Raw genomic sequence first — 23,122 nt, 5'->3', positions numbered from 1 at the left:
GCCTCGTGTCCGTCAGTATGCCCTACGCCCGCGTCCCGTGGCAGATAACAATCCCGCGCACGATCGTCGCTCTTGCGCGTTGCACGTTGACAATCGGGAGGATGACCCCTGAAATGGAGGCAGGGGGGACCTATGCATCGCTCACGCTTCGCTTGCGCCGGCCCGCCGCAGTCCCGTCATGGTCGACGAACGCGGCGGATGCTTATCGCGCTTCGTGGCGCCCGGTCACCGATCCGGGTGGCCGTGCCGTCGCTGCTCATCACCGCAGGGCTTCTGCTACTGAGCCTCGGCGGTCTTCCGATGGGCGCCGACGCCGCCCACGCCGCGACCCCACCGCCGAGCGGGCCGGCCGCAACCCCGCTGTCGGCATCACCCACAATCGACAGCCCACCCCCCGGCACCTTCGTCGGCCGTTCGACCACCACGGTCTCGGGCACCCGCTCGGCCAACCAGGAGATCCAGCTCCTCAACCCGGGTGCGGGCGACCCGCTCTGCATCATCGCTGCATCGCCTGCGACGGACTGGTCCTGCCCCGCGAACCTTCCGAGCGGGCAGCACGTCCGCCTGAAGGTCGTCGTGACAGGTGATTCGACGCTCGCCGCAGAAGAAACGATCGACGTACTCGGGGAACCCGTCGTGGCGGGCGGACCGTTCGGCGCCGCGGCGTCGAACGGAACCGTCCGGGGGTCCGCGTACCCGGGGGCATCCGTCGTCGCCTCGGTCTCGACCGGAGAGACCTGCCCGGCGACGGCCGACACGGGTGGGGCGTGGTCGTGCACCTTCCCGAACCTCCCGAGCAGCGGCACCCACACCGTGACGGCCGCGCAGCAGACCGGGTTCAGCGCACCCAGCTGGTCGAACGACAGCGCCCCGAAAAGCATCCTTTTCGACTTCGACCGACCCGCCGCTCCCGTCGTCTCGTCACCGACCGCCGGCGCGCGGGTGCCCAAGGCGGGGTCGAGCTATGCGGGGACGGGAGAGTACGGCGCCGCCATCACCGTGTTCGCCGGACCATACTCCCTGTGCACCGTCGCGGTCACCGCAGGCACCTGGGCCTGCACCGCCACGGGCACGGTCACCGCGGGCAGCTATCGGGTGATCGCCGTCCAACAGGATGCCGCAGGCAACCAGAGTCAGGGAAGCCCCGGCCTCGGCGTCGACTTCGGTCCCGCTCCGGACGCGTCACCGTCGGTCACCCCCTCGACGTCGCCCGCTCCTCCTGCCGGGAGCGACTCCCCGTCAGCCTCTGCTCCGGCTCCGGCTCCGGGCACCCCCTCCGAGAGCGCCACCGCGACCCCGACGCCCTCGTCGACCGCAACGTCCGTTGCGCCGGCCCCCATTCCGCCTGCGAGCGGCGGCGATTCGGCATCCGGGCACGGATCCTCCCTCCCCGGCGGCTGGAACGACCCGACCCAGTTCACGAGCGCGGTGCTGCCCCCGGGCTCGAACGCCGACTTCTCCTGGTTCGAGGCCGTGCTCTTCGCCGTCGGCGCCCTCGTGCTGCTCGTCATTCCCGCCCGCCTGCTGAGCGGCACCATCGTGCGGGCACGGGACGGTCGTCCGCTCTGGAACACGAGCGCCCTCTCGGGCCGCAACCAGGCGAGCGAGGAATTCGACAGGGCCCCGACCCTGGTCGTGAACCGCTGGCTGCTCGCGGCCGCCGCGATCGCGGCTGCGGCGACGCTCATCATGCTCTCCGGCACCGTGTCGAGCCAGCCCGCCTACCTGAGGCTGTTGCTCGCCGTCGTGCTCGCACTCATCGTCGTCAATACGGCCGGAGCCCTCGTGCCGCAGTGGTGGAGCTCGCGGGTGTGGGGCGTGCCGGCATCCGTCACCTTCCTGCCTCGCTACCTCCTGCTCGTCGCGGTGACTGCGCTCGGCTCGCGCGCGTTCGAGATCCACCCGGCCCTGCTCTTCGGACTGCTGGGGAGCGTCGCCGTGTCGAGCGGCCACAGCGCGATCCATCGCGGCCAGCTTGCGGCGCTGCGTGCCGGAAGCCTGCTCGCGCTCGCGGTCCTCGGCTGGCTCGTGCTCGGGGTGCTGCCCACCGGCGGCGGTTTCGGAGACCTGCTCGCCGCCGAAGTCGCCAACAGCGTCGTGCTGACCGCGGTCGGATCGGCGCTGCTCGTGCTCGTCCCGATCGGCAGCACGAGCGGGCGCAGCATCGTCGCGTGGTCGCCGCTCACCTGGGTCGGGCTGACCCTCGCCGCCTTCACAGTCATGTTCGCTGTCCTCAGCCCCGTCGTCGGGCTGTGGCACGGCGAGGGCAGCGTGACCCTGATGTGGGTCGCCTCCGGGCTCTTCGCGGCACTCAGCGTGAGCGCCTGGGCGTGGCAGCGCTTCGTCGTCCCTGAGCTCACCCCATAGGCGGCGACGGCTCCTCCGGCACGGTATCGTCGGACTGTGCGCCTGGGAGTCATTGACGTCGGTTCGAATACCGTCCACCTGCTTGTCGTCGATGCCCATTCCGGCGCCCAACCGGTGCCGATGGCCTCCGATAAGGCCGTCCTCCGGTTGATGCGGTATCTCACCCCGGAGGGGGCGATCACCGAGGAGGGCTGCGCGGCCGTGTTGTCCGCGGTGCAGCACGCTGCCGATGTCGCGAGTCACCACCAGGTCGACGACCTGCTCCCGTTCGCGACCTCCGCCCTGCGCGATGCCACGAACGGTCCTGAGCTGCTCGCGACGATCGAGCGGGAGACCGGCGTCGCCCTCCAGGTCCTCTCCGGCGAGGACGAGGCCCGCCTCACCTTCCTGGCGGTGCGACGCTGGTACGGCTGGTCGGCCAGGGACATCCTGTTGTTCGACATCGGCGGCGGATCGCTCGAGATCGCCGCCGGCGCGAACGAGACACCGGCGGTGGCCCTCTCGGTCCCGCTCGGCGCCGGGCGCACGACCGTCGGGTTCCTGCACCACGATCCGCCGCTGCCCGAGGAGGTTGCGGCCCTGCGCGCGCACGCGGCCGACGTGCTCGCCGAGGCCGTCGCGTCCTTCGCCGGACAGCCGGCACCGCACCACGTCGTCGGCTCCTCCAAGACGATCAGGTCTCTCGCGAAGCTCGCCGGGTACACCTCGGACGGTTTCGGTTCGGGTGAGCGGATGCTACTCAGCCGCGCCCAGCTCGCCGACTGGGTGCCCCGTCTGGCTCGCATTCCCGCGGACGCCCGCCCGGCCCTGCCCGGCATCACGGCCAACCGCACGTTCCAGATCGTTGCCGGCGGCATCGTGCTCCAGGCCGCGATGGCCGCCCTCAAGGTCGACGAACTCGAGGTTTCGCCCTGGGCCCTGCGTGAGGGCATCATCCTGCGCTACCTCGACCGCCTCGGCTGACCTGCCGCACGGGTGTGATTGACTCGCCCCATGACTGAAACGGGGCGTGAACGAGTGACGGCGGATGCCCGCGCCCGCGGACTCGAGATCGACATCGTCCCGCGGCCGGCGGCCGACAGCCTCGAGAGCGCCGCACGGCTCCTCGGAATCGACCCGTCCGGCATCGTCAAATCGCTCGTCGTCAAGCGGCACGACGGCGACTATCTCTTTGCGCTCGTGCCCGGCGACCGGCAGATCAGCTGGGCGAAGCTGCGTGCGCTGGTCGGCGTGAACAAGCTCTCGCTGCCGCACGAGGACGTGGCCCTGGCCGCGACCGGCTACTCGCGCGGCACGATCACCCCGCTCGGCAGCACGACCGCCTGGCCCGTCTTCGCCGACGAACGCCTCCGGGGCAGCCGGGTCGCGATGGGCGCCGGCGAGCACGGCTACTCCGCATTCGTGGACGCCGATGCCCTGATCGACGCATATGGCGCGACCGTCGCCGACATCACCGACCCGCTCAAACCGCGCGCGTAACCGCCGGCGCACGTGACGGCCAGGGCCTTCTACAGCTCGGTGCGCTCGATGAGGTCGATCACGGAAATGTTCAGGTAGCGGCAGATCCGCTCGAGTTCCTCGACATAGAACGACTTCTCCCCCGTGAGCCGTCGGCGCAGGATGGCCATCGAGATTCCGGTCGCCGCCGAAAGCTCCTTCAGGGTCCGGTTCTGGTACCCCATCTCGCCGCGGATCTCCTCGGCGATCCTGGCGCTTCGGCGCGGCGCATGCTCGAGCATCGGTTCCTCCCGCGTCGAATGGTGACTGGGTGACTGGGTGACACAGCGGCTGTCGCGGACATTCAACCGCTATCCGTCGCGTTCCGAAAGAGCCTCCGACGGGAGGTGGAAGAATCGGGTCATGCACATAGCCGACCTGACTCCGGCGGACCTCAGAAGCGCATCCGCGCTCTGGGACCAGGCCGGGCTCACCCGACCCTGGAACCCGCCCGAGCTCGACCTGCTGCGCGCGCTGGCCGGGGAGACATCGACCGTGCTCGGGTTGTTCGACGGGAAGATCCTCATCGGAACCGTGATGGTCGGCCACGACGGCCACCGCGGCTGGGTGTACTACCTCGCCGTCGACGACGCCCACCGCGGTAACGGACTCGGACGGCGACTGATGGTCGCCGCGGAGGATTGGCTCCGGGAACGGGACGTCGTGCAGCTGCAGCTGATGGTCCGCTCGGCCAACGCGGCAGTGCTGTCCTTCTATGATCGTCTCGGCTACGAGGATGCCGATGTCCAGGTTCGCGCGAAGTGGCTCCGCTGAAGCGATAGCCTGACACCGATACCCCTGCGGGTATACCTGAATCAGTAATCAACGGAAGGCACCTGTGTCCAACGAATCGTCCGCCGCCGAGACCTCGCTGGCCGGGCGACCCGCCCACGGAACGCTGCAGCGCAAGGTCGTCGGCGTGCTCGTCGCGGGACAGATCCTCGGGGGAATAGGCATGGGGGCGACCCTCTCCCTCGGTGCCCTTCTGTCGGCTCAGCTGTCCGGGTCGAGCTCCTGGTCGGGCATGGCCGCCACGATGAGCACTCTCGGCGCGGCCCTCGTCGCCGTCCCCCTCGCACGGCTCGCCCAGGCCAGGGGGCGACGACTTTCCCTTGCGACCGGTTCGCTCGTTGCCGGTGCCGGCGCCGTGCTTGCGATCACCGCGGTCTCCATCAACGTCTTCGCCCTCCTGCTCCTGGCATTGATGATGCTCGGCGCCGGATCGGCCGCCAACCTGCAGGCCCGATTCGCCGCCACCGACCTGGCGAGCCAGGCCTTCCGAGCCCGCGATCTGTCGATCGTGGTCTGGTCCACGACGATCGGTGCCGTCCTCGGACCGAACCTGTTCGGCCCCGGCGAGGTCGTCGGCGCCGCCCTGGGCCTGCCGCCGATGACGGGTGCCTTCGCGTTCTCCCTGCTCGCCACGGTGGGCGCGGCGATCGTGTACACGATCGGGCTGCGACCCGACCCACTCCTGACCGCCCTCGCTGCCCGGGGAACGGACGCAGCAGCGCCCCGCCCCCGCGGCGGCCTGGTCATCCTGCGCACCACCGCTTCCGCCCGTTATGCCGTCGCTGTGATCGCACTGAGCCATGCCACGATGGTCGCCCTGATGTCGATGGCTCCCGTGCACCTGCGCGAGCACGGCGCCACCCTCACGGTCGTGGGCCTCACGATCAGCCTCCACGTCGCCGGAATGTACGCCCTCTCCCCCGTTTTCGGCTGGCTGGCCGACCGGGCAGGGCGGATGCCCGTCATCCTTGCCGGCCAGGCCCTGCTGCTCTCGTCACTCACGCTCTTCTGGCTCGCCGGAGACTCGAGCACCGTCATGACGATCGGCCTGATCCTGCTCGGACTCGGCTGGTCGGCATCCGTCGTCGCCGGCTCAGCCCTCATCGGTGAGGCGGTCGGCCTGAACGACCGTGCAGCCCTCCAGGGCTTCTCCGACCTGTCGATGAATGCGGCCGGCGCCCTCGGCGGCGCCCTGGCCGGCCTGATGCTCGGCGCCGTCGGCTATTCCGGGCTCGGCCTGGCCACCATGGCTTTGGCCGGCGTTGTCGTGGTCTGGTCGATCGCCCGGGCCGCCGGCAGCCGCGGCTCCTCCGTCGCCTGAGCCGTCGGAACTCGACACCGGCCCGGTTCCGGGCGCGATACGACACTGCACTCGTGGCGTGACAGAAGTCTTATTACTGGTCAAGAGGGAAATCCGATAGCATGCAAGCTCGCCGTTCGTCACGGCGATGCCCACAGCGCGTCGATCCTCCGGTCATCCGGGGTACTCCAGGAGAATCACTTGGCCACTGCACGGTTCATGACCTTGATCGCGGCCGGTGCCGCTCTGACCATCGCGTTGTCGGCTGCTGCCGCCTGGGGCGCCGCGAGCGCCACCCTCTCGGCCCAGTCGACCAGTGTGGTCGCATCTGCGGCGAATCCGCCCGCGCCCGCATCCACGGGGGACGGTCCAGCGACCGGTGCCACGGGAACGACCGGTGCCAGCGGCACGGCCGGCACGAACGGCACGAACGGTACGAACGGTACGAACGGCACGGCGGGTGCTACCGGGCGTGCTGGCGCCAACGGCTCGATGGGGGCCGCCGGGCCAGCGGGCGTTCAGGGCATCATCGGATTGACGGGTCCGACGGGAGCCAACGGAACAGCGGGCAAAACCGGCATCCAGGGTGCCGCCGGATCGCTGGGGGCGACAGGAGCCACAGGGGCCACAGGCATGACCGGGCCGACGGGAGCAACCGGAACCACCGGCGCCAACGGCGCCAACGGCATCGACGGAATCGCTGGGACGACGGGTTCACCGGGTGCCACGGGCCCTGGCGGCGATGTCGGAGCAACAGGGCCGACCGGCGCCCAGGGCCCCGTCGGGCTTACGGGCGCGACCGGGCTCACCGGGCAGCCCGGTCTCACCGGAGCCACCGGAGCCAGCGGAGCCACGGGGGCCACCGGAGCCACGGGAGCCACCGGGCAGACCGGCGCTCAAGGCGCTCTCGGACTCACCGGGGCGACCGGGGCGCCGGGCCTTGACGGCAAGGACGGCCAGAAAGGCGATACCGGGGCCCAGGGTGTGATGGGCGCGACGGGGATCCAGGGAATGACGGGGGTCGCCGGAACGGCCGGGGTCCAGGGGATCATCGGCCTCACCGGCCCGACCGGGCAGCAGGGCATGATGGGAATTGCGGGAGCGACCGGCAGTCAGGGCGCCGCAGGCCAGACCGGTGCCACCGGTCCCATCGGACTCACAGGTCTTACCGGCGCCACCGGACCCGTCGGTCTCACCGGTCTCACCGGCGCCACCGGACCCGTCGGTCTCACCGGTCTCACCGGTCTCACCGGCGCCACCGGACCTACCGGAAGCCCAGGCCTCGACGGCGCTACCGGCGCACAGGGGCCGAAAGGCGATACCGGAGCGACCGGAGCAACCGGGGCTGCGGGTCCCGTCGGCCCGGCGGGCGGCTCGGTCGCGGCCGCTGTGGCACTGGGGTTCCCGGCGGAATGCGCGGCTTCTGGGAGCCCGGCGCTCGTGACCGTCGGCTTCGGCACAGTCGCCAACCCAAGCAGCAGGATGTTCGCGGCACCGACGGTGTGCATCGTCAGGTCCATGTCTGCCACGGTCACCTCCGGCTCTGGGAGTACCCAGACGGGCAGGGTCGAGTGGTCGCCGGTCTACCTCGATCTCGGCGCTTCGACGTCGACGGCCCTCCTGGAGAGTTCGATGCTGAGCGGAAGGCCGTTCACATCGCTGAAGATCCAGCTCGGCACCGACCCCGGGCTCACGGGAGGCGCCTCCTGCACGGCCCTCACGACCGTGCCCTGTGATCGTTCCGCGGGATCCCTCGTGTACACCTTCGACAGCTCAGAGCTCACCGCATTTTCAGCCGGCGTGGCGACGGATTCCAATGCACCGATCGCGGTCGGCTGGGTGGGAATCCATATCAGCAGGGTGGGCGTGGGCGCGCAATACGATTCGGCCCTCGACGCCTCCACTGATGCCGCTTCCCCAGAGGGAACCGTCCTGGGGGAATGTGCCTCGACCATGCCGCTTGACCGGTTCGCCACGATCAGCGGGGTGGTCGGCCCGCTTCCCCAACAGCGTTTCGCGGTGGCCTCGGGCGACGGATGCCTCCGGTTCAGCGCCCCGGGATCGGTGACCACGCGCGGGCATGCCTACGTCGACTCGATGAAGCTCACTCTCGCCGATACCGGCGACGTGGCGATCGGCAGCATCGTCGACGGCACGGTTCGAACTCTCACGCTCACGGACCAGAATCCCAGCGACCATCGCCCCGTGAGCGTGACCACCCTGACCGGGGTGTTCTCGAATGCGGCCGTGGGCCAGGGCAACGCAAACAACGGTGCAGCCCTGGAATTCGTGATTCAGAAATTCACCCAGACCTACTACTCGATCGACACCCGGCAGGTGATCGGGACCAGCTCCTGGAACTTCCAGACCGGCACGGCCTCGTGAATCGGTCGGCTAGGGTCGAATCATCGTTCGGTGCACCGCTGGCGAGTGAAAGTCAGGTTGTCCCATGAGTGTCATGTCTGTGCCCGAATCCCTGCCCGTCCCCGAGAAGCCGGCAGATCCGGGAGCGCTCGGGCTGGGCGCATTCGCACTCACCACCTTCGTGCTGAGCCTGGCGAACACCGGCTGGGTGCCCGCGGCCGGCGCATCCGTGCTGGCTGTCGCGCTCTTCTACGGCGGACTTGCACAATTCGCGGCCGGAATGTGGGAGTTCGCGAGGGGCAATACCTTCGCGGCAACGGCGTTCACCTCGTATGGAGCCTTCTGGCTCTCGTTCTGGTGGCTGGAGACCAACCCGGCCGTTGCCCAGCAGGCGGGACCGAGTGGAGTGGGTGCCTACCTGCTGGCCTGGGCCATCTTCACCGGATATATGACGATTGCGGCGGTGAAGACGAATCGGGTCACGCTCGTCGTGTTCGCTTTGCTCACGGTGACGTTCCTTGCCCTCGCGATCGGTGCCTTCACAGGACTCGGCGGCATCAGCCAGGCGGGCGGCTGGCTCGGCCTGGCGACGGCGCTCGCCGCCTGGTACGGCTCGGCGGCCACGGTCGTGAACGCGACCTGGGGACGCATCCTGGTTCCGGTGGGTGCTCCCCGCTCTTAGGAATCTGCGGGTTCCCGCACCGTGATCGCGTCCAGCTCGGTGGTCTTCCGGGCGTCGGATCGCAGTGAGGAATGCCCGTCCGCCCAACTACTGAGCAGATGCGCCGACTGACGGTCATCGAGGGACAGGAACACGCTCGCTCCGAACATGATGTCGCCGACCGAACCAGGGTCGTCCTCGGCGAGTGAACCGGCCAGGTCCCGGCAGGCCGACCGTTCGCGCGCAAAGCCGGCTTCGACGTGCACATCGAAATACCGGGCCACGCTGTCGTCAAAACCGAGCCGCTGGAATCCATCGGAGTACAAGCGGCTAGGAATCGTCGACGTCATCTCGAACGCGGCCAGGTGCCCGACGATCGCGCCGCGCAGGCGCCGGTTGAGCCCGAACATCGAGATCGCATTGAAGGAAGCGAGCGTGATGGCCGGCACCGCGTCGACGGATGCGTCGTAGCCCCCGTCGAGCCCCGCCGCCAGCAGGGCGGCCGCGAACAGGACCGAGTGCATCCGCTCGACCCGCTCGTCGCCGTATTCATCGGTGAGGATTTCAATGAGGGCGGACTTGGACCGACCGGCCAGGCGCGGGATCCCCCAGGCGTACGGATCCGCTTCCCTGAGCGCGTAGACCGAGCGGTGGACGAGGAGCTCGAGGGCCTGCTGCCGGGAGGCCGCGCGCGCCACGAAAAGTGCCAGGCCTGGGTTGTGCTCGTGCCCGGTCAGGGTGAACAGTGCACGGGCGACGTCGTCGCGGGTCGCCGTAGGCAGTGGTGGCTGCGGCGCCGAGGCCCGCAGTGCGGCCTCGAAACCGTGCTCGAGGATGACACGTGCGGCCAGGATATCGGGATGCCATTCCCACTCCTCGTCGCCCGGAACAATTCCGTCGTAGTGCAGGCGGTATAGCAGGAAGAGAGTCAGCTGCAGGTCTTCATCGACCAGGATGTCTGGGACGCGACCGAGGGCACCGACCGCCAGCGCCTCGAACCCGCCGAGGCCGGTCCCTCCGCGTTCGGTGGGCCCGGAGAGTGCGGCGAGGAGCCGTTCGCTGACCGGGCCGCGAGCTGACAGGGTGGCGCAAGAGACGGTGGAGTGGAGCATGGAGCCTCGTTCCAGTACTGCGATCGAGTCGCGACGGTATGCCGACGTGACGATTCAAACGCCCTCCACCGAAAACAAGAGGCAGGCGTGGACTGTTCGCCGGTTCTGGATTGGAAACAGTCACTAGTAAGACGTGACTCGACCTCGAATCGTCACGATCGCGGGGAATGTTGGTGGTGAACGGCCGTCCTCCGGCGACGGCTGGAGTCGATCGAAAGCCGTAACCATGTCTTAGGTTGGGATCATGAAGCCGTTTGATCGCGATCCCAGCTCTGATCGGGACAAAATGTACGACCTGCTAGGTCAGGCGACCGACGTCCCCGTCGAGACACGCCACACACGGTGGACTCGTCGCCTGGGCGCCGCCGCTGCAGGCATAGTTGTCCTGGCTGTGGTCGGTGTCGTCTGCGTGGGCCTCCCGATCGCCTTCACCGCGGGCGGAACGACCGTCACGCGAGCACTCGTCCCCGACTCCACGTCGTCCCTGGCCAGGCTCAGCGATGAACTCAGCACGGTCCCCGGTGTCGCCTCCGTGGGCGACGCACAGTGGAGCTCGCCGCACGTTCGGTGCGAGTCGCGCGCACCGTCCTGGCGGATGCGTCGGTGACGGCCACCCTCCCCGGTCCCACACTCCGAAACGACTCATACTCGCCCGACCGGATCCCAGACGACGGAACGAACGGGTCCCGGACCGTGCTGCTCGAGTCCGTGGGCAGTTCCCTCACCGGGGCATTCGCCCTGGCCACTGCTCTCGACAGCCGCAACGACATCGTCGGATATTCCGTGTCCGGCACCTACGCGCAAATCGTCTTCCGTGCCGGCACCGATCCCGCTCTCGCCGTGGCCCAGCTAGATCTTTTGTCGCACTGGGCGAACATCCGCACCTTTGTCGAGAACTCCACCGGCGGCTGGTCGTTTCAGGAACATCCATGAAACGCGACCACAGGCTCTCCCGACCGCTGAAGGACACCCTTAGGACAGCCACGGTCGCATCGTCAGGCGCCCGGCGACACTCCTGCTGATACTCTTCCGGCAGAGCGCCTCACGTGCGCACAGCACGCACGGCAGACAGGCGGTCATGTCCAACACTCCGGCGCTTGCGCCCAGACTCGGCACCGGTGATGCCGTGATGATCGGCCTCGGCTCGATGATCGGCGCGGGCATCTTCGCGGCTTTCGCCCCCGCCGCCGCGGCAGCGGGCGGCGGTCTCCTGATCGGGCTCACCATCGCGGCCGTGGTCGCATACTGCAACGCCTCGTCATCGGCGCAGCTCGCCGCCCAGTACCCGACGTCCGGTGGCACCTACGTCTATGGCCGGGAGCGCCTCGGCGAGTGGCCCGGATTCCTCGCCGGGTGGAGTTTCGTGATCGGCAAGACCGCGAGCTGCGCGGCCATGGCGGTTACGTTCGCCGCGTACGCTGCGCCGGCCGGTTGGGACAGACCCGTCGCCGTCGCCGCAGTCCTGACCCTGGCGACGGTCAACTATTTCGGCGTCACGCGCACGGCCGGCCTGACCCGGGTCATCGTCGTCCTCGTCCTGATCGTGCTCGCGGTCGTCGTGATCGGTGGCCTCACCGGTGGCGGAACGCATCCGCTCGACCTCGGCGCCAATCTGTTCGCGGGCAGCTGGTACGGAATCCTGCAATCCGCGGGCCTGTTGTTCTTCGCCTTCGCCGGCTACGCCCGCATCGCAACGATGGGCGAGGAGGTCAGGAATCCGAAGCGCACCATCCCCCGGGCGATCATGACCGCGCTCACAATTGCGCTTGTCATCTATGCGATCATCGCGGTCACCGTGCTCTTCGTAGTCGGGCCGGACCGGCTCGCAACCTCCGTGGCACCCCTCGTCGACGTCGTCACGGCCGGCAGCTGGGCCTGGGCCGCCCCTCTGGTGCGACTCGGCGCCGCCCTGGCCTCGCTCGGAGCGCTCCTCGCGCTCGTAGCCGGCGTCGGCCGCACGACCCTGGCCATGGCCCGCACCCGCGACCTGCCCACCTGGCTCGCCGCGGTCCACCCGCGATACCACGTGCCGCACCGTGCCGAAATCGCCCTCGCCATGGTGGTGAGCGCACTCGTCCTCACCGTGGACCTCCGCGGCGCAATCGGGTTCTCCTCGTTCGGGGTCCTGGTCTATTACTTCGTTGCCAATGTGGCCGCATTCACCCAGGCCCGCGAAATGCGTCGGTATCCGAAGCTGCTCCAGGTCGTCGGCGCCGGCGGATGCCTCGTCCTGGTCGCGACCCTGCCCCAGGTTTCCATCATCGCCGGTGTGATCGTCCTTATTGTCGGCGTCGGGTACCGGCTCATCGGTCGCCGGCACCCGGAACGCTCCTGAGCCGATCTGGGGAATCTCCTCGCTGCGGTTGCGGACGAGACTGGAACGCTCAGTCCCCAGCCGTCCCTTGGCCGTGGAGGACGACGGGGAGCCAGACGCGCATGGAGGACGGGCCACGGTTTGCCCAGGCACAGTAGGGAATGAGATTCACGTCATAGCCCGTGTGGTCGGTGCCTGACCAGGCGCCGACGGAATAAGGCCAGTCGGGTTTCGGGATCGCCGCGGACAGCACCCGGGCCCGCACGCCCGTCGTCGTTGCGATGAGGTCGACACCGTCGTCGAGGAGGATTCCGGCCAGCGCCTGCCCGTCCGGCAGGTCGGTGGATTCGAGGCACATCACGAGCGGGCCGCGCTCAACGGCCGCCGTTCCGCGAACAGCGTCGATCAACGGATGCGGCCGCGTGAGTCGCGGAGTCATCGGCAGGTGGAGTGTCATTTCGTCACCGGCGCGGAAGGCACGCAAGACCGTGATCGTCGTCCCGGAGCCCGGGAGCGGTATCCCGTTGACGTGCACGGCTGCACGGCCGACTGCCCACGCGGGAATGCGGAAGGAGACAGAAGCCACGGTATCCGGTGCCTCACGGATGAGCACGGAGACTCCGCCGTCGAACGGGTATCCCGTTCGCACGCCGAGGGAGATCGAGCCCGTCTCGAGCTGGGTCGACACGTCATAGTCCCCGTACTGGTGCAGTTGCACTCCTGTGCCCGTCTTGGTCACGAAGTACAGGTTCACGCTGGCGAGGGTGCGGGCAATGTTGGTCGGGCAGCAGGACACCTCGAACCAGGGCGCGCGCAGGCTCGACTGGGCTCGCACGCTGATCTCGTCTTCCTCTGGCACTGTACCGTCCACGCGCTGGTGCAGCGTGTTGGTGTAGAAGAAGGCCCTGCCGTCCTCGCGAGGCGAGGCCAAAATGTTGTTGAGGAGCGTGCGCTCGATCAGGTCTGCGTACTTGGGATCACCGCTCTGCAACAGCAACCGCCAACTCAACATCACTGAAGCGATGCCGGCGCACGTTTCGGCGTACGCGCGGTCGGGCGGCAGCTCATAGTCCTCTCCGAAGGCCTCGTCCAGGTGATGCGACCCGACGCCGCCCGTAATGTATGTCCGCCGCGCGACGGTGTTCTCCCATTGGGTGGCGACCGCCGCGGCAAGCGCCGCGTCACCGGTCTCGACGGCAACGTCGAAAGCCCCGGAAGCAAGGTACAGCGCCCGCACGGCGTGACCGCGGAGAGCTGTGGCCTCCCGCACCGGCAGGTCGTCGAGGAAATATTCCGCGCCGAACCGGTCAGCCTTCAGCAGCCCGCGCCCGCGCCGCTCGACGAGGATGCCTGCGAGCTCGAGGTAGCGGGCGTCGCCGGTGGCGCGGGAGAATTCGACGAGAGCGACCTCGATCTCCGGGTGCCCGCACACCGCGTCGCGGCCGCCTGGACCGAACTCGGAGTAGACGTGGTCGGCGAGCAGCCTGGCAACCTGAACGAGCTCATCGTCGCAACCGGATCGCAGCCGTGCCACCGCGGCCTGGATGAGATGACCGAAACAGTAGAGCTCGTGGCCCCACTCGAGGTTCGAGTAACGCTGTGGCTGACCGGCGCGCCCGAAGCTCGTGTGCAGGTACCCGTCGGGCTCCTGGGCGGCCTCGACGCGGGCGACGAGGGAACGATACGCGGATTCGAGGGCATCGCCCGGCTTGCGTCCGAGTTCCCAGGCCATCGCCTCGAGGAGCTTGTACACCTCGGAATCCACGAATTCGATTCCGGCATGGTCGGTCCCCAGTGTGCCGAGAGCGGCACGATCGAAGTTGCCGATCCAGCCGATCCGCTCCATCCACCGCTCGCAGTGACCGAGGATGACCCTGGAATTCAGCTCTTGTTTCTCCTGCCAGAACCCCCCGGTGAGTGAGACCTCGTCTGGTCCGAGCGCTTGAAGTGCGCCCGTTGACGGCTGAACAGGACCGCCGCGGAGTGTCGGTGGTGCAATACGAGAGGGCATGTTTCTATCTTTCGGTCAGCTGTCGGACGCTCGGATGAGCGCTTCCTGCGCGAGCAGGAGGTAGGAGCTCGCGGTCCAGGTGTACGCCCGGTCGCGGAGGCCCTCGCCGGTCTGCGCGTCGAAATTCTCCGCGAAGCCCGATTTCTCACACAGGCTGCGGAAGCGCTCACTGACGATGTCGGCCAGCGTCGCAAAGCCGGCGCGCCTGAGCCCGTCCTCGGCGATGACTGTCGACGGTGCCCAGATCGGACCTCGCCAGTACCCGTCGGACTCATAGTTCGGCGACGAGGGAAGTTCGGTCGCGGGGCCCCACAGGGTGAGGTGCCCGGCGATGGAGGCCGCCACACGTTCGCGCACCTCGATCGGCAGGAAATCGGCCGCGACGATCGCCAGGAGGTTCAGAAGGCTCGTCGCGGAACTCGTGCGGCCGCTCAGCGGAGCGCGGGCGATGAAGGTGTCGCCGTCCCACAGCTCGGCGAGCAGGGCGGCTGCCATCGCATCGCGTTCGGTACGACGGGTCGCCCCTGTACCCAGGCCCAGTTCGTCGGCCAGCCTCGCGATTGTGTCGAGCTGCAGCACCAGAAAGGCGGCGAGATCCGGCGCCTCGATGACCCTGTCACTGTCGAAGGTCGAGGAATTGTCCCAGCCGCTGTCGTTCCCGTGCTGATAGTGCGCAAGCTCGTGTCCGGCCATGCGGCGTGAATTGAGCCAGAAGTCCGTCCAGGCCGAGAGCTCGTGATAGACGGCCGTGAGGTCTTCCGGACATAGAACTCCGGGCATCCGCTGCCGCAGCTTGTCGAACGCCCATCCGTGGATGGGAGGCTTGACGAAGTTGTAGAGGATCTCGGAGTGGGTGACCGAGTCGGGTAGTGCGCCGGACGCGTCCTGGTGGTCGAAGATGAGCCGGAACTGCGCGAGTGCCGCGGCCGGGTCGCCCGGAGCAAGCGCCAGTGCGTTGAAACAGTGGTCCCAGCTCCACACCTTGTCCATCCAGTGCATCGACATCAGGATCGATTCCTGCCTGAGGAAACCGAGCGGTCGAACCGTCGCCGACCACATCACGTAGGCGGCAAGGGCTGCCGCGGGCGTTCGTGCGTCCCTCCAGCCGGCGAGTCGGTCGAGGTAGGCGGAGAAGTCCCGGGCGGTGGCGCGTTCGACGTCGGTGAAGCCGATCAGGGGGAGGTAGCTCGGTCGTGCCGATTCGAATTCCTCGATCGCGACCTCCCAGCCGTCGCCCCCTGATGCGACCGCACCCCGGACGTGGACGCCGAGGGCCTCGGCGCCCACCAGGTGCAGGTCGCCCTTCAGGCTCGTGACACGATATCGACGCCCGGTTTCGTACGACGTGAAGACGGCGGCACCGTCGATCGGATCGCGAAAGAGATACGTGCCCGTAAACGGCGTCAGGCCGGTCGATGCGTCCCCTATTCTGAGGCTAATTCCCCGTCCACGGATGCGCAGGCAGGTCACTCCGTCAAAGGCCGCGTCGATCTCGCCGTCCGACGCGGTCCAGGTCAAGAGGGAGGGAGATGCCGTGATGGCCGTCTCGGTTCGCGTTCCGTCGGTCTCAGGGACGAGCACGAAGACGGCGTGCATTCCGGTCTGGTGCGAGACCAGGTGAACGTCCTCCGCGGTGGTGTGCAGAGCCACAACCGGCGAGAGGTCGAACCAGGCGCCTTTTGTGCTGAACGGGATATCGCGAACATCGAAGGTGAGCGCCTGCGCTGTCTGGGGCTGGACGGTGGTGGTCATGCTGAGCCTTTCGGTAGGTACCCGGCGTCGGGCCGATACGGGCGCGGCGGCACGCCCGGGCGCTCGCGTCGCCTTCGAGGCGGGCGGGAGCCCTCGGTGCGTGCCGGTTGATCAGTCCTTTACTGCGCCGGCGGTCACGCCGGCGGCCACGTACCGCTGGGCGACGATGAGCAGGATTGCCGCCGGAATCGACGCGACCACGGCGGTCGCCATGATGGCATTCCACTGCGAGGTGTTGTTGCCGATGTACTTGTAGATGCCCAGGGTGATCGGCAGGAATTGCCCGCTCCGGGAGAGGGTCGACGCGAAGATGAAGTCGGACCAAGCCCACAGGAAGGCGAACAGTGAGACCGTGATCGCAGAGTTCCGGCTTACGGGCAGGATGATCGACCGGAAAGTGCGCCACGGGCCCGCTCCGTCGACCGTGGCCGCCTGAATGAGCTCGTTGGGGATACCGGACATGAAAGCCGTGAAGAGGAGAACACCGAAAGGAACGGCGATCGTCGAATCAGCGAGGATCAGCCCACCGACGGTATTGAGGAGTCCGCTGTTCAGATAGATGGCGTAGAACCCCATCGCCATCACGACTCCGGGGATCATCTGCGCGACCAGCAGGATGAACGTGAGCGGAGCCGCACCCCGCAAGCGGAGTTTGGCGAGCGCGTAGCCGGCAGGCGCGGAGATGACGAGCGTGACGACAACCGTGCCGAGGCCGATCAGCAGACTCGTGCCGAGATACGGCAACTGCTGTGAAAGGACCGCCGTGTAGCCGTCGAGCGTCGGTGAAAATGGGAAAAGGTTGGGCGGGGAATCGCGCAGATCGCTTGTCTTCGTGAAGGAGACGTTGATCATCCAGTACACGGGAAAGAGCATGACAGCGGTGAGAAGGAGTCCGATCGCGGTCTTCCACCAGGAGCGTCGATGAGACATTATTTCTCCGTCCTGTTCTGAATGCGCAGATAGATGAACCCGAAGATCAGGGCGATCAGGATCAGAACGTTTCCGACGGCCGCAGCCGGGCTGAAGTCAGGATTGCCCGTTCCGAAGGCCTCTCGGTAGGACCACGTCGCGAAGGTGGTCGACGAATCCCCCGGACCGCCTGCGGTCATGATCCAGATGATATCGACGACTTTCAGCGTGTAGATCAGCCCGAGCAGGATCGTGATGAGCGAAACCGGGCGCAGCAACGGGAAGGTGATCCGCCAGAATTTCTGCCACGCGTTCGCGCCATCGAGGGAGGCAGCCTCGTAGAGGTCCTCGGGAATGTTTTGCAGACCCGAGTAGAGGACGACGAGGTTGAACGGGATCCCCAGCCAGATGTTCGCGATGATCACGGACGCCAACACGAGATCCGGTGAGGTCAGCCAGTTCACGGGTGCGACCCCGATCACACTGAGGGCCGAGTTGATCACCCCGTTGTCCGAGTTCATCATGGACGACCATGTCGACGCCGACACGATCAGTGGGAGCAGCCACGGAACCAGGAACAACCCTCGCAAGACGCCGTTCAGTCGGAAGTTGTTCCGGAAGAAGACCGCGAGGATGAGGCCGATGCCGAACTGGAATGCGATGGAGACGACGGTGAACAGCGCCGTGTTTGTCAGCGCCTTGGCGAACGTTTTCGATCCGAAGACAGCGACATAGTTTTCGATGCCGACGAATGCGGCATTGCCCTGCACGAAGGCGCGCGGGGTGTAGTCGTGGAGGCTCAGTTCGATGTTCCGATAGAGCGGGAAGGCGTAGAAGATGATGAGGTAAGCGATGAGAGGGGCGACGAAGGCCAGGGCAACCCACTGGTTGGTGCCGAAAGAAGTTCGCCTCGATCTTTTTTTCGGGGGGAGTGGAGCGGATGTGCCGACCGCCCCACCCGCGTCGGGGCGTGCGGCCCCGACGCGGGCAGGAAGTGTGGTCATGGTGGGATGCCCTTCGTGTTCTCGGTAGGAGGCTTTGGTCTACTTGGCGATAGCTGCCGCGGCAGCGGTCTGGGCTTCCTTGAGCGCTTCCGTGGGCGTCATCGCACCGCTGAGTGCGTTCTGGATGGCGGTATAGACCTGCTCTGAGATCTTCGGGTAGTTCGCACCGAGGTTGTCGCTGGTGCGCCCTTTGGCTGCCTTCACGGCGTCGACCCACACCGAGAGTTCCGGGTGTTCGACGAGGAGGGCGGCCTGGCCTGCCGTGGTCGCGGGGATGTAGTACGCGAACGTGTCTGCGGTCTTGACCTGGCCCGCAGTGGTGCTCATACATTCAACGATCTTCTTGGACACGTCGTAGCGCGCCGTGTCCTTCTGGGTCGGGATGACCATGAACTCGCCTCCGGTCGGTGCGGGTGCAGCTCCCCCGGCCTCAGCCGGGATGGTGATGTAACCGGTCTTGAAGCTGGCCTTCGCCGCGCTGTTGACCTGCCACGTGCCGTTCACCGCGAAGCCGAAGTCACCGGTGAGGAATTCCTCCCAGTTGGTGTTCTGCGAATTCGTGATGACCGAGTTCGGCGCGAGGCCCTGGTTGACCCAGTCGGTCCACAGTGTCAACGCAGAAATCGCCTGGGTCGAGTCGAGCTTGTTGAGATTGGCTCCGGCTCCCCAGAAGAACGGCAGAAACTGAAAGGTTCCTTCTTCGCTCGCGAAGCCGGCGAAGGTGATGCCTTTGTGACCGGCGGTCTTGACCTGCTGCAAGGCTGCGGTGAGGCTGGCCCAGTCGGTGACCGTCGCGGGATTAACACCCGCCGCGTCGAGGACGTCCTTGTTGTAATAGAGCGCGAGGGTGTTGGCGCCGACGGGAATGCCGTACGTCTTGCCGTCGAGGACACCGGCCCCGAGGAGATTGGGGTCGATCGCGGACGTGTCGAGGCCGATGGACTCCATGTCGTTGAGGGCGCCGGTGTCTGCCAGGGTCGTCACGGCCGGGTTGTCGAGGAGGATGACGTCGGCTGCGGTGCCCTCCTGGGCGGCCAGCAGGGACTGGTTGGTGAGCGACTGGGAGTCGTACGCCGTGCGTTTGATGGTCACGCCGGCGTCGACACCGCAGGCATCGATGCGCTTGGCCCAGTCAGAGCTGGCGTCGTGCTGGGGATACGGATCCCACACCGTGTACTCGGTGCTGCCGGCACTGCTGGAGCTGCCACCGGCAGCCGAGCATCCGACCATGGCCAGTGCGAGGGTCGCGACCCCGGCCACTGCCATCGTGCTACGTACGAACTTCATTGTCATCACGTTTTTCCTTCATTGGAAGAGGGCAGGAATATCAGAGCAGAATTGTGAAACAAATAAAACTAGTTTCAATAGGGCGAGGCTAGCACTGCGCTTCCCGGTACGTCAATTGGAATTTGTCTCTTTTGTCAGTGAATTGCGGGACACGCGGGGTACAGTCTTTTCTCGTAGGGTTTCACGACACTCGGCCGGGCGATGACTCGGCTTAGACATCGGTTTCAGGGGCGAAAGGACATCATGGGCAAGACGAATGACGCAGTCACCCTCGCCGACGTGGCGCGTGCCGCCGGCGTGTCTATTGCGACGGCGTCCAAGGCCCTCAATGGCAAGACCGTCGTCCGCGAGGCAACCCGGCAGCACGTCGAGGAGGTGGCCCGCAGCCTCGCCTTCACTCCCAACCCGTTCGCCCGCGCACTCAATTCTTCGATCACGGGCACTATCGGCGTCCTGACGGCGGACCTCGCAAACAGGTTCGTCGTTCCGATTCTTCTCGGCGTCGAAGACGCCTTCGGTGCGGACTCCACGTCGGTCATCCTCACGGATGCCCGAAACGACTCCATCCGGGAGTCGCACCAGTTGCGCACCCTCATGGCGAAACGAGTCGACGGCATCATCGTCCTGGGCGACAGCGACACGTCCCGCCCTTCGATCACGGACCAGGTGACCGTGCCGGTGGCCTATGCGTTCGCCGCCAGCCAGGACCCGAAGGACTCGTCATTCACGACGGACAATTCCCAGGGCACCGACCTCGCCATCGACCACCTCGTCTCCCGGGGCCGACGCACTATCGTCGCGATCAGCGGCGATCCCACCTTCTCGGCGGCTGTCGAACGACTCACCGGCGCCACCCAGGCGATGCAGCGGCATGGCCTGCAGCTTGTCGGCGGTGAAAACCTGTACGGCGACTGGAGCGAGGACTGGGGCCGGCAGTGCGTGCATGCCCTCATCGAGGCCGGGCACCACTTCGACGCGATCTTCTGCGCCAGCGACCAGATCGCCCGGGGCGCCATCGAGCAATTGCGGGATGAGAACCTCCGCGTGCCCGAGGACGTCGCCGTCGTCGGCTACGACAACTGGGAACTGTTCAGCGTGCATTCACGCCCGCCGATCACCACGATCGACATGAATCTCCAGGAGCTGGGCCGGGCGGTGGCACGCGAACTCATCGACGCCATCAAGAGACAGCCGCATCCGGGACTGCACCGCGTCCCGGTGCGCCTCATCCCGCGCGCATCCACGACGCGGCTCTGAAACCGTCGTTTCGCACGCCCGTAACGCCGCACCCGGTCGGCACCGGCATCCGCTCAGATCAGGCCGTGACGGCGGAAGGCGTTCCAGACCCCGTCGTCGAGCACGGCGGTGGTGACCTCGTCGGCGTGGGACTTGACCTCGTCGATGGCATTGCCCATCGCGATGCCGACACCGCAGACCTGCAGCATTTCGATGTCGTTGCTGCTGTCTCCGATGCCGATGGCGGATGCCGCGTCGAGGCCGAGCAGGTCGAGCAGCTGCAGGATCGTGGTGCCCTTGTTCACCCCGCCGAGGGTCACCTCGCCGCTGCCGCGACCCATGTGGGGAATGGTGCCGGTGATGACGTGGAAATCGTCGCCAAGCGCGGTCGAGACGCGATCGAACGCCCGGAGGTCGCCGGCCAGGAAGACCGACTTGGCGATGCCCCTGAACGACAGCGGCCGCACGTCGGCGAAGGCCTTCAGGACCGGGTGTTCGTCGGGTCCGGTGACGGAGGCGAGGTCTGGCCGGGGATCGCCCTTTCGTTCCCTGTCATCCTCGAGATAGGTCGCGTAGCGCGCGCGCACTCCGGCGCTCGGGTAGAGCTTGTCGTAGGACTGCAGGTAGAAATCGTAGCCCGCGGCCTCGTAGAACCCGACCATCCGGGCGACCGCTGCTTCGGGCATCGTGCGGGAGATCACGACGTCGTCGCCGACTTCGGCGAATCCGCCGCCGGCGCTGATCGCCCCGTCGAAGCCGATCTCCCGGATCGCCGGGTAGATCTCCACCGACGCCCGCCCCGTGCTCAGGTACACCAGGTGACCGTTCTGTCGGGCGAGGCGCACCGCCTCGATCGAGGAGGGTGCGATCGCCTCCCCGGAGTCGATGAGGGTGCCGTCGACGTCGACGAAGGCGATGCGGGGGGAAATCATGATCTGCTCCAGACGAGGCCGCCTCCGGGACAGTGCGTCCAGGAGGCAGCCGACGGGACGAACCCGTTTGCTTCTACGCTATCGGGTGAGGCTTGCACCGTTGGATCGGATGACCTCGGCGTACCAGTCGAACGACTTCTTCTTGAGGCGGTCGAGGGTGCCCGTGCCGTCGTCGTTGCGGTCGACGTAGATGAACCCGTACCGCTTGCTCATCTGTGCCGTGCTGGCGCTGACGAGGTCGATGCAGCCCCAGGAGGTGTACCCCATCACGTCGACGCCGTCGGCGACGGCCTCGCCGACCTGAACGAGGTGATCGTTGAAGTACTCGATGCGGTAGTCGTCGATGACGGTCTTCCGGCCATCCACCGTGACGAGCTCGTCATTGGCCCCGAGGCCGTTCTCGACGATGAAGAGCGGCTTCTGCCAGCGGTCCCAGAACTGGTTGAGCACGATGCGCAGGCCGACCGGGTCGATCTGCCAGCCCCACTCGGATGCCTTCAGGGTCGGATTCGCGACGCCGGGAAAGATGTTCCCTTCGCCCATGACCCGCTTTGAGTTGTCGGCGGTCTCCGCCACGCTCACGTAGTAGCTGAACGAGACGAAGTCGACGGTGTTCTCCTTGAGCAGCGCCCGGTCCTCGTCGGTGATCACGAGTTCGACGCCCTGGTCGCGCAGGCTGCGCAGGTAGTACCCGGGATATTCCCCGCGCACGTGGATGTCGCCGAAGGCGAGGTTGGTGCGTTCGGTGGTGAGCGAGGCCATCACGTCGTCGGGATCGGGCGACAGCGGGTAGACCGGCATCGCGAGGATCATGCAGCCGACCCGGGCGGACGGCGCCAGCTCGCGGGCGGCCTTGGTGGCGAGCGCGCTCGCCACCAGCTCGTTGTGCACGGCCTGGTACAGGTCGGTCCGGGTGAGCTGGTCCTTCGGGGTGTTGATGCCGCCGGACAACAGCGGGGCGTGCAGCACGGAGTTGATCTCGTTGAAGGTGAGCCAGTACTTCACCCGGGCACCATAGCGGGCGAAGAGCACCCGGGCGTACCGCTCGTAGAATCCGATCAGGTCACGGTTGACCCAGCCGTCGTAGGTCTCCGTCAGGTGCAACGGGGTCTCGTAGTGCGAGATGGTCACCAATGGTTCGATGCCGTGCTTCTCGCACTCGTCGATCACACGGTCGTAGAACGCGAGCCCTTCCTCATTGGGTTCCGTCTCGTCGCCGAGGGGGAAGATCCTGCTCCAGGCGATTGAGAAGCGGAAGGTGCGGAATCCCATTTCGGCGAACAAGGCGATGTCTTCGGCGAAGCGGTGGTAGAAGTCGATGCCCACCTGCTTGAGGTTGTCGTCCGTGGGGCCCGCTGTGCGCGGTGTCGTGATTCCCTGTGGCATGACGTCCTGGATGGACAGGCCTTTGCCGCCCTCGTTGTATGCGCCCTCGATCTGGTTCGCGGCGGTCGCGCCGCCCCAGAGAAAGTCCTGCGGGAATGTGACGGGTGTGGAATCGGTCATTCGTGTACTCCTTTTCACTACTGACTACGTATTACGCAGATGACCGGTGGGGGGGGGGCGGGGCCCCGGGGGGCCCCC

The 23,122-nt window shown here is 67.0% G+C and carries 20 protein-coding genes; 11 read left to right on the top strand and 9 right to left on the bottom strand.

Annotated elements, in window-relative coordinates; translation table 11 throughout:
* Positions 1-198: 198 nt before the first annotated feature.
* From QN350_RS07360 to QN350_RS07350, 3 genes are read left to right on the top strand one after another with little or no spacing between them, the layout of a single operon-like run.
* Positions 199-2,367 carry a hypothetical protein gene (locus tag QN350_RS07360; RefSeq protein ID WP_323516039.1) on the top strand — a complete coding sequence of 723 codons (2,169 nt, stop codon included), beginning with the start codon at positions 199-201 and terminating at the stop codon, positions 2,365-2,367.
* 36 nt (positions 2,368-2,403) lie between these two features.
* Positions 2,404-3,330 carry a Ppx/GppA phosphatase family protein gene (locus tag QN350_RS07355; RefSeq protein ID WP_322139268.1) on the top strand — a complete coding sequence of 309 codons (927 nt, stop codon included), beginning with the start codon at positions 2,404-2,406 and terminating at the stop codon, positions 3,328-3,330.
* A 30-nt stretch (positions 3,331-3,360) separates the two neighbouring features.
* Positions 3,361-3,846, top strand: coding sequence for a YbaK/EbsC family protein (locus QN350_RS07350; RefSeq protein ID WP_322139267.1), 486 nt, complete (start codon positions 3,361-3,363; stop codon positions 3,844-3,846).
* A gap of 29 nt (positions 3,847-3,875) precedes the next feature.
* On the opposite strand, the gene QN350_RS07345 is transcribed toward QN350_RS07350, so the two are convergent.
* Positions 3,876-4,106 (bottom strand): helix-turn-helix domain-containing protein, encoded by a 231-nt coding sequence (locus QN350_RS07345; protein ID WP_281534269.1) that lies wholly within the window; start codon positions 4,104-4,106, stop codon positions 3,876-3,878.
* Positions 4,107-4,227: 121 nt separating this feature from the next.
* On the opposite strand from QN350_RS07345, the gene QN350_RS07340 reads away from it, so the two are divergent.
* The 4 genes from QN350_RS07340 to QN350_RS07325 all read left to right on the top strand — a co-directional run bounded on the left by QN350_RS07340 (position 4,228) and on the right by QN350_RS07325 (position 9,002).
* Complete coding sequence (locus QN350_RS07340; RefSeq protein ID WP_322139266.1) at positions 4,228-4,638, top strand: GNAT family acetyltransferase; 411 nt, start codon at positions 4,228-4,230, stop codon at positions 4,636-4,638.
* 64 nt (positions 4,639-4,702) lie between these two features.
* Positions 4,703-5,977, top strand: a complete 1,275-nt coding sequence (locus tag QN350_RS07335) for an MFS transporter (RefSeq protein ID WP_322139265.1) — start codon at positions 4,703-4,705, stop codon at positions 5,975-5,977.
* A gap of 180 nt (positions 5,978-6,157) precedes the next feature.
* Positions 6,158-8,341 carry a hypothetical protein gene (locus QN350_RS07330; protein ID WP_323516037.1) on the top strand — a complete coding sequence of 728 codons (2,184 nt, stop codon included), beginning with the start codon at positions 6,158-6,160 and terminating at the stop codon, positions 8,339-8,341.
* 64 nt (positions 8,342-8,405) lie between these two features.
* Positions 8,406-9,002: an acetate uptake transporter gene (locus tag QN350_RS07325; protein ID WP_322139263.1), complete on the top strand. Its 597-nt coding sequence runs from the start codon at positions 8,406-8,408 to the stop codon at positions 9,000-9,002.
* On the opposite strand, the gene QN350_RS07320 is transcribed toward QN350_RS07325, so the two are convergent.
* Entirely contained in the window at positions 8,999-10,093 is a 1,095-nt protein-coding gene (locus QN350_RS07320) for an iron-containing redox enzyme family protein (protein ID WP_322139262.1), read from the bottom strand. The two genes, QN350_RS07325 and QN350_RS07320, sit on opposite strands and share 4 nt — an antisense overlap.
* A 244-nt stretch (positions 10,094-10,337) precedes the next feature.
* Here QN350_RS07320 and QN350_RS07315 point away from each other — a divergent pair, with 244 nt between their 5' ends.
* The 3 genes from QN350_RS07315 to QN350_RS07305 all read left to right on the top strand — a co-directional run bounded on the left by QN350_RS07315 (position 10,338) and on the right by QN350_RS07305 (position 12,428).
* Complete coding sequence (locus QN350_RS07315; RefSeq protein WP_322139261.1) at positions 10,338-10,700, top strand: hypothetical protein; 363 nt, start codon at positions 10,338-10,340, stop codon at positions 10,698-10,700.
* Complete coding sequence (locus tag QN350_RS07310) at positions 10,697-11,026, top strand: hypothetical protein (protein WP_322139260.1); 330 nt, start codon at positions 10,697-10,699, stop codon at positions 11,024-11,026. Before QN350_RS07315 ends, QN350_RS07310 begins: the two co-directional genes overlap by 4 nt.
* Before the next feature lie 145 nt (positions 11,027-11,171).
* Positions 11,172-12,428, top strand: coding sequence for an APC family permease (locus QN350_RS07305; protein WP_322139259.1), 1,257 nt, complete (start codon positions 11,172-11,174; stop codon positions 12,426-12,428).
* A gap of 49 nt (positions 12,429-12,477) precedes the next feature.
* Here QN350_RS07305 and QN350_RS07300 read toward each other — a convergent pair whose 3' ends face one another.
* The 5 genes from QN350_RS07300 to QN350_RS07280 form a co-directional block, all read right to left on the bottom strand.
* Positions 12,478-14,418, bottom strand: coding sequence for a glycoside hydrolase family 127 protein (locus QN350_RS07300; RefSeq protein WP_322139258.1), 1,941 nt, complete (start codon positions 14,416-14,418; stop codon positions 12,478-12,480).
* Between the two features lie 15 nt (positions 14,419-14,433).
* Positions 14,434-16,170, bottom strand: a complete 1,737-nt coding sequence (locus QN350_RS07295) for an amylo-alpha-1,6-glucosidase (RefSeq protein WP_322139257.1) — start codon at positions 16,168-16,170, stop codon at positions 14,434-14,436.
* 111 nt (positions 16,171-16,281) lie between these two features.
* Positions 16,282-17,100, bottom strand: a complete 819-nt coding sequence (locus QN350_RS07290; protein WP_322139256.1) for a carbohydrate ABC transporter permease — start codon at positions 17,098-17,100, stop codon at positions 16,282-16,284.
* Positions 17,100-18,083: a sugar ABC transporter permease gene (locus QN350_RS07285; protein WP_322139255.1), complete on the bottom strand. Its 984-nt coding sequence runs from the start codon at positions 18,081-18,083 to the stop codon at positions 17,100-17,102. Before QN350_RS07285 ends, QN350_RS07290 begins: the two co-directional genes overlap by 1 nt.
* Before the next feature lie 39 nt (positions 18,084-18,122).
* Positions 18,123-19,376, bottom strand: coding sequence for a sugar ABC transporter substrate-binding protein (locus tag QN350_RS07280; RefSeq protein ID WP_323503368.1), 1,254 nt, complete (start codon positions 19,374-19,376; stop codon positions 18,123-18,125).
* 237 nt (positions 19,377-19,613) lie between these two features.
* Here QN350_RS07280 and QN350_RS07275 point away from each other — a divergent pair, with 237 nt between their 5' ends.
* Positions 19,614-20,627 carry a LacI family DNA-binding transcriptional regulator gene (locus QN350_RS07275; protein WP_322139253.1) on the top strand — a complete coding sequence of 338 codons (1,014 nt, stop codon included), beginning with the start codon at positions 19,614-19,616 and terminating at the stop codon, positions 20,625-20,627.
* Positions 20,628-20,680: 53 nt separating this feature from the next.
* Here the strand turns inward: QN350_RS07275 and QN350_RS07270 are convergent, their stop codons facing one another.
* Positions 20,681-21,538: a Cof-type HAD-IIB family hydrolase gene (locus tag QN350_RS07270; RefSeq protein WP_322139252.1), complete on the bottom strand. Its 858-nt coding sequence runs from the start codon at positions 21,536-21,538 to the stop codon at positions 20,681-20,683.
* Between the two features lie 78 nt (positions 21,539-21,616).
* Positions 21,617-23,044: a glycoside hydrolase family 1 protein gene (locus QN350_RS07265; RefSeq protein WP_322139251.1), complete on the bottom strand. Its 1,428-nt coding sequence runs from the start codon at positions 23,042-23,044 to the stop codon at positions 21,617-21,619.
* Between the last annotated feature and the right edge of the window lie 78 nt (positions 23,045-23,122).

Origin of the sequence: Cryobacterium sp. 10I5, assembly GCF_035019865.1 — a bacterium.
Lineage (GTDB): Bacteria > Actinomycetota > Actinomycetes > Actinomycetales > Microbacteriaceae > Cryobacterium > Cryobacterium breve_A.
This window is presented reverse-complemented; position numbering and strand designations above follow the sequence as displayed.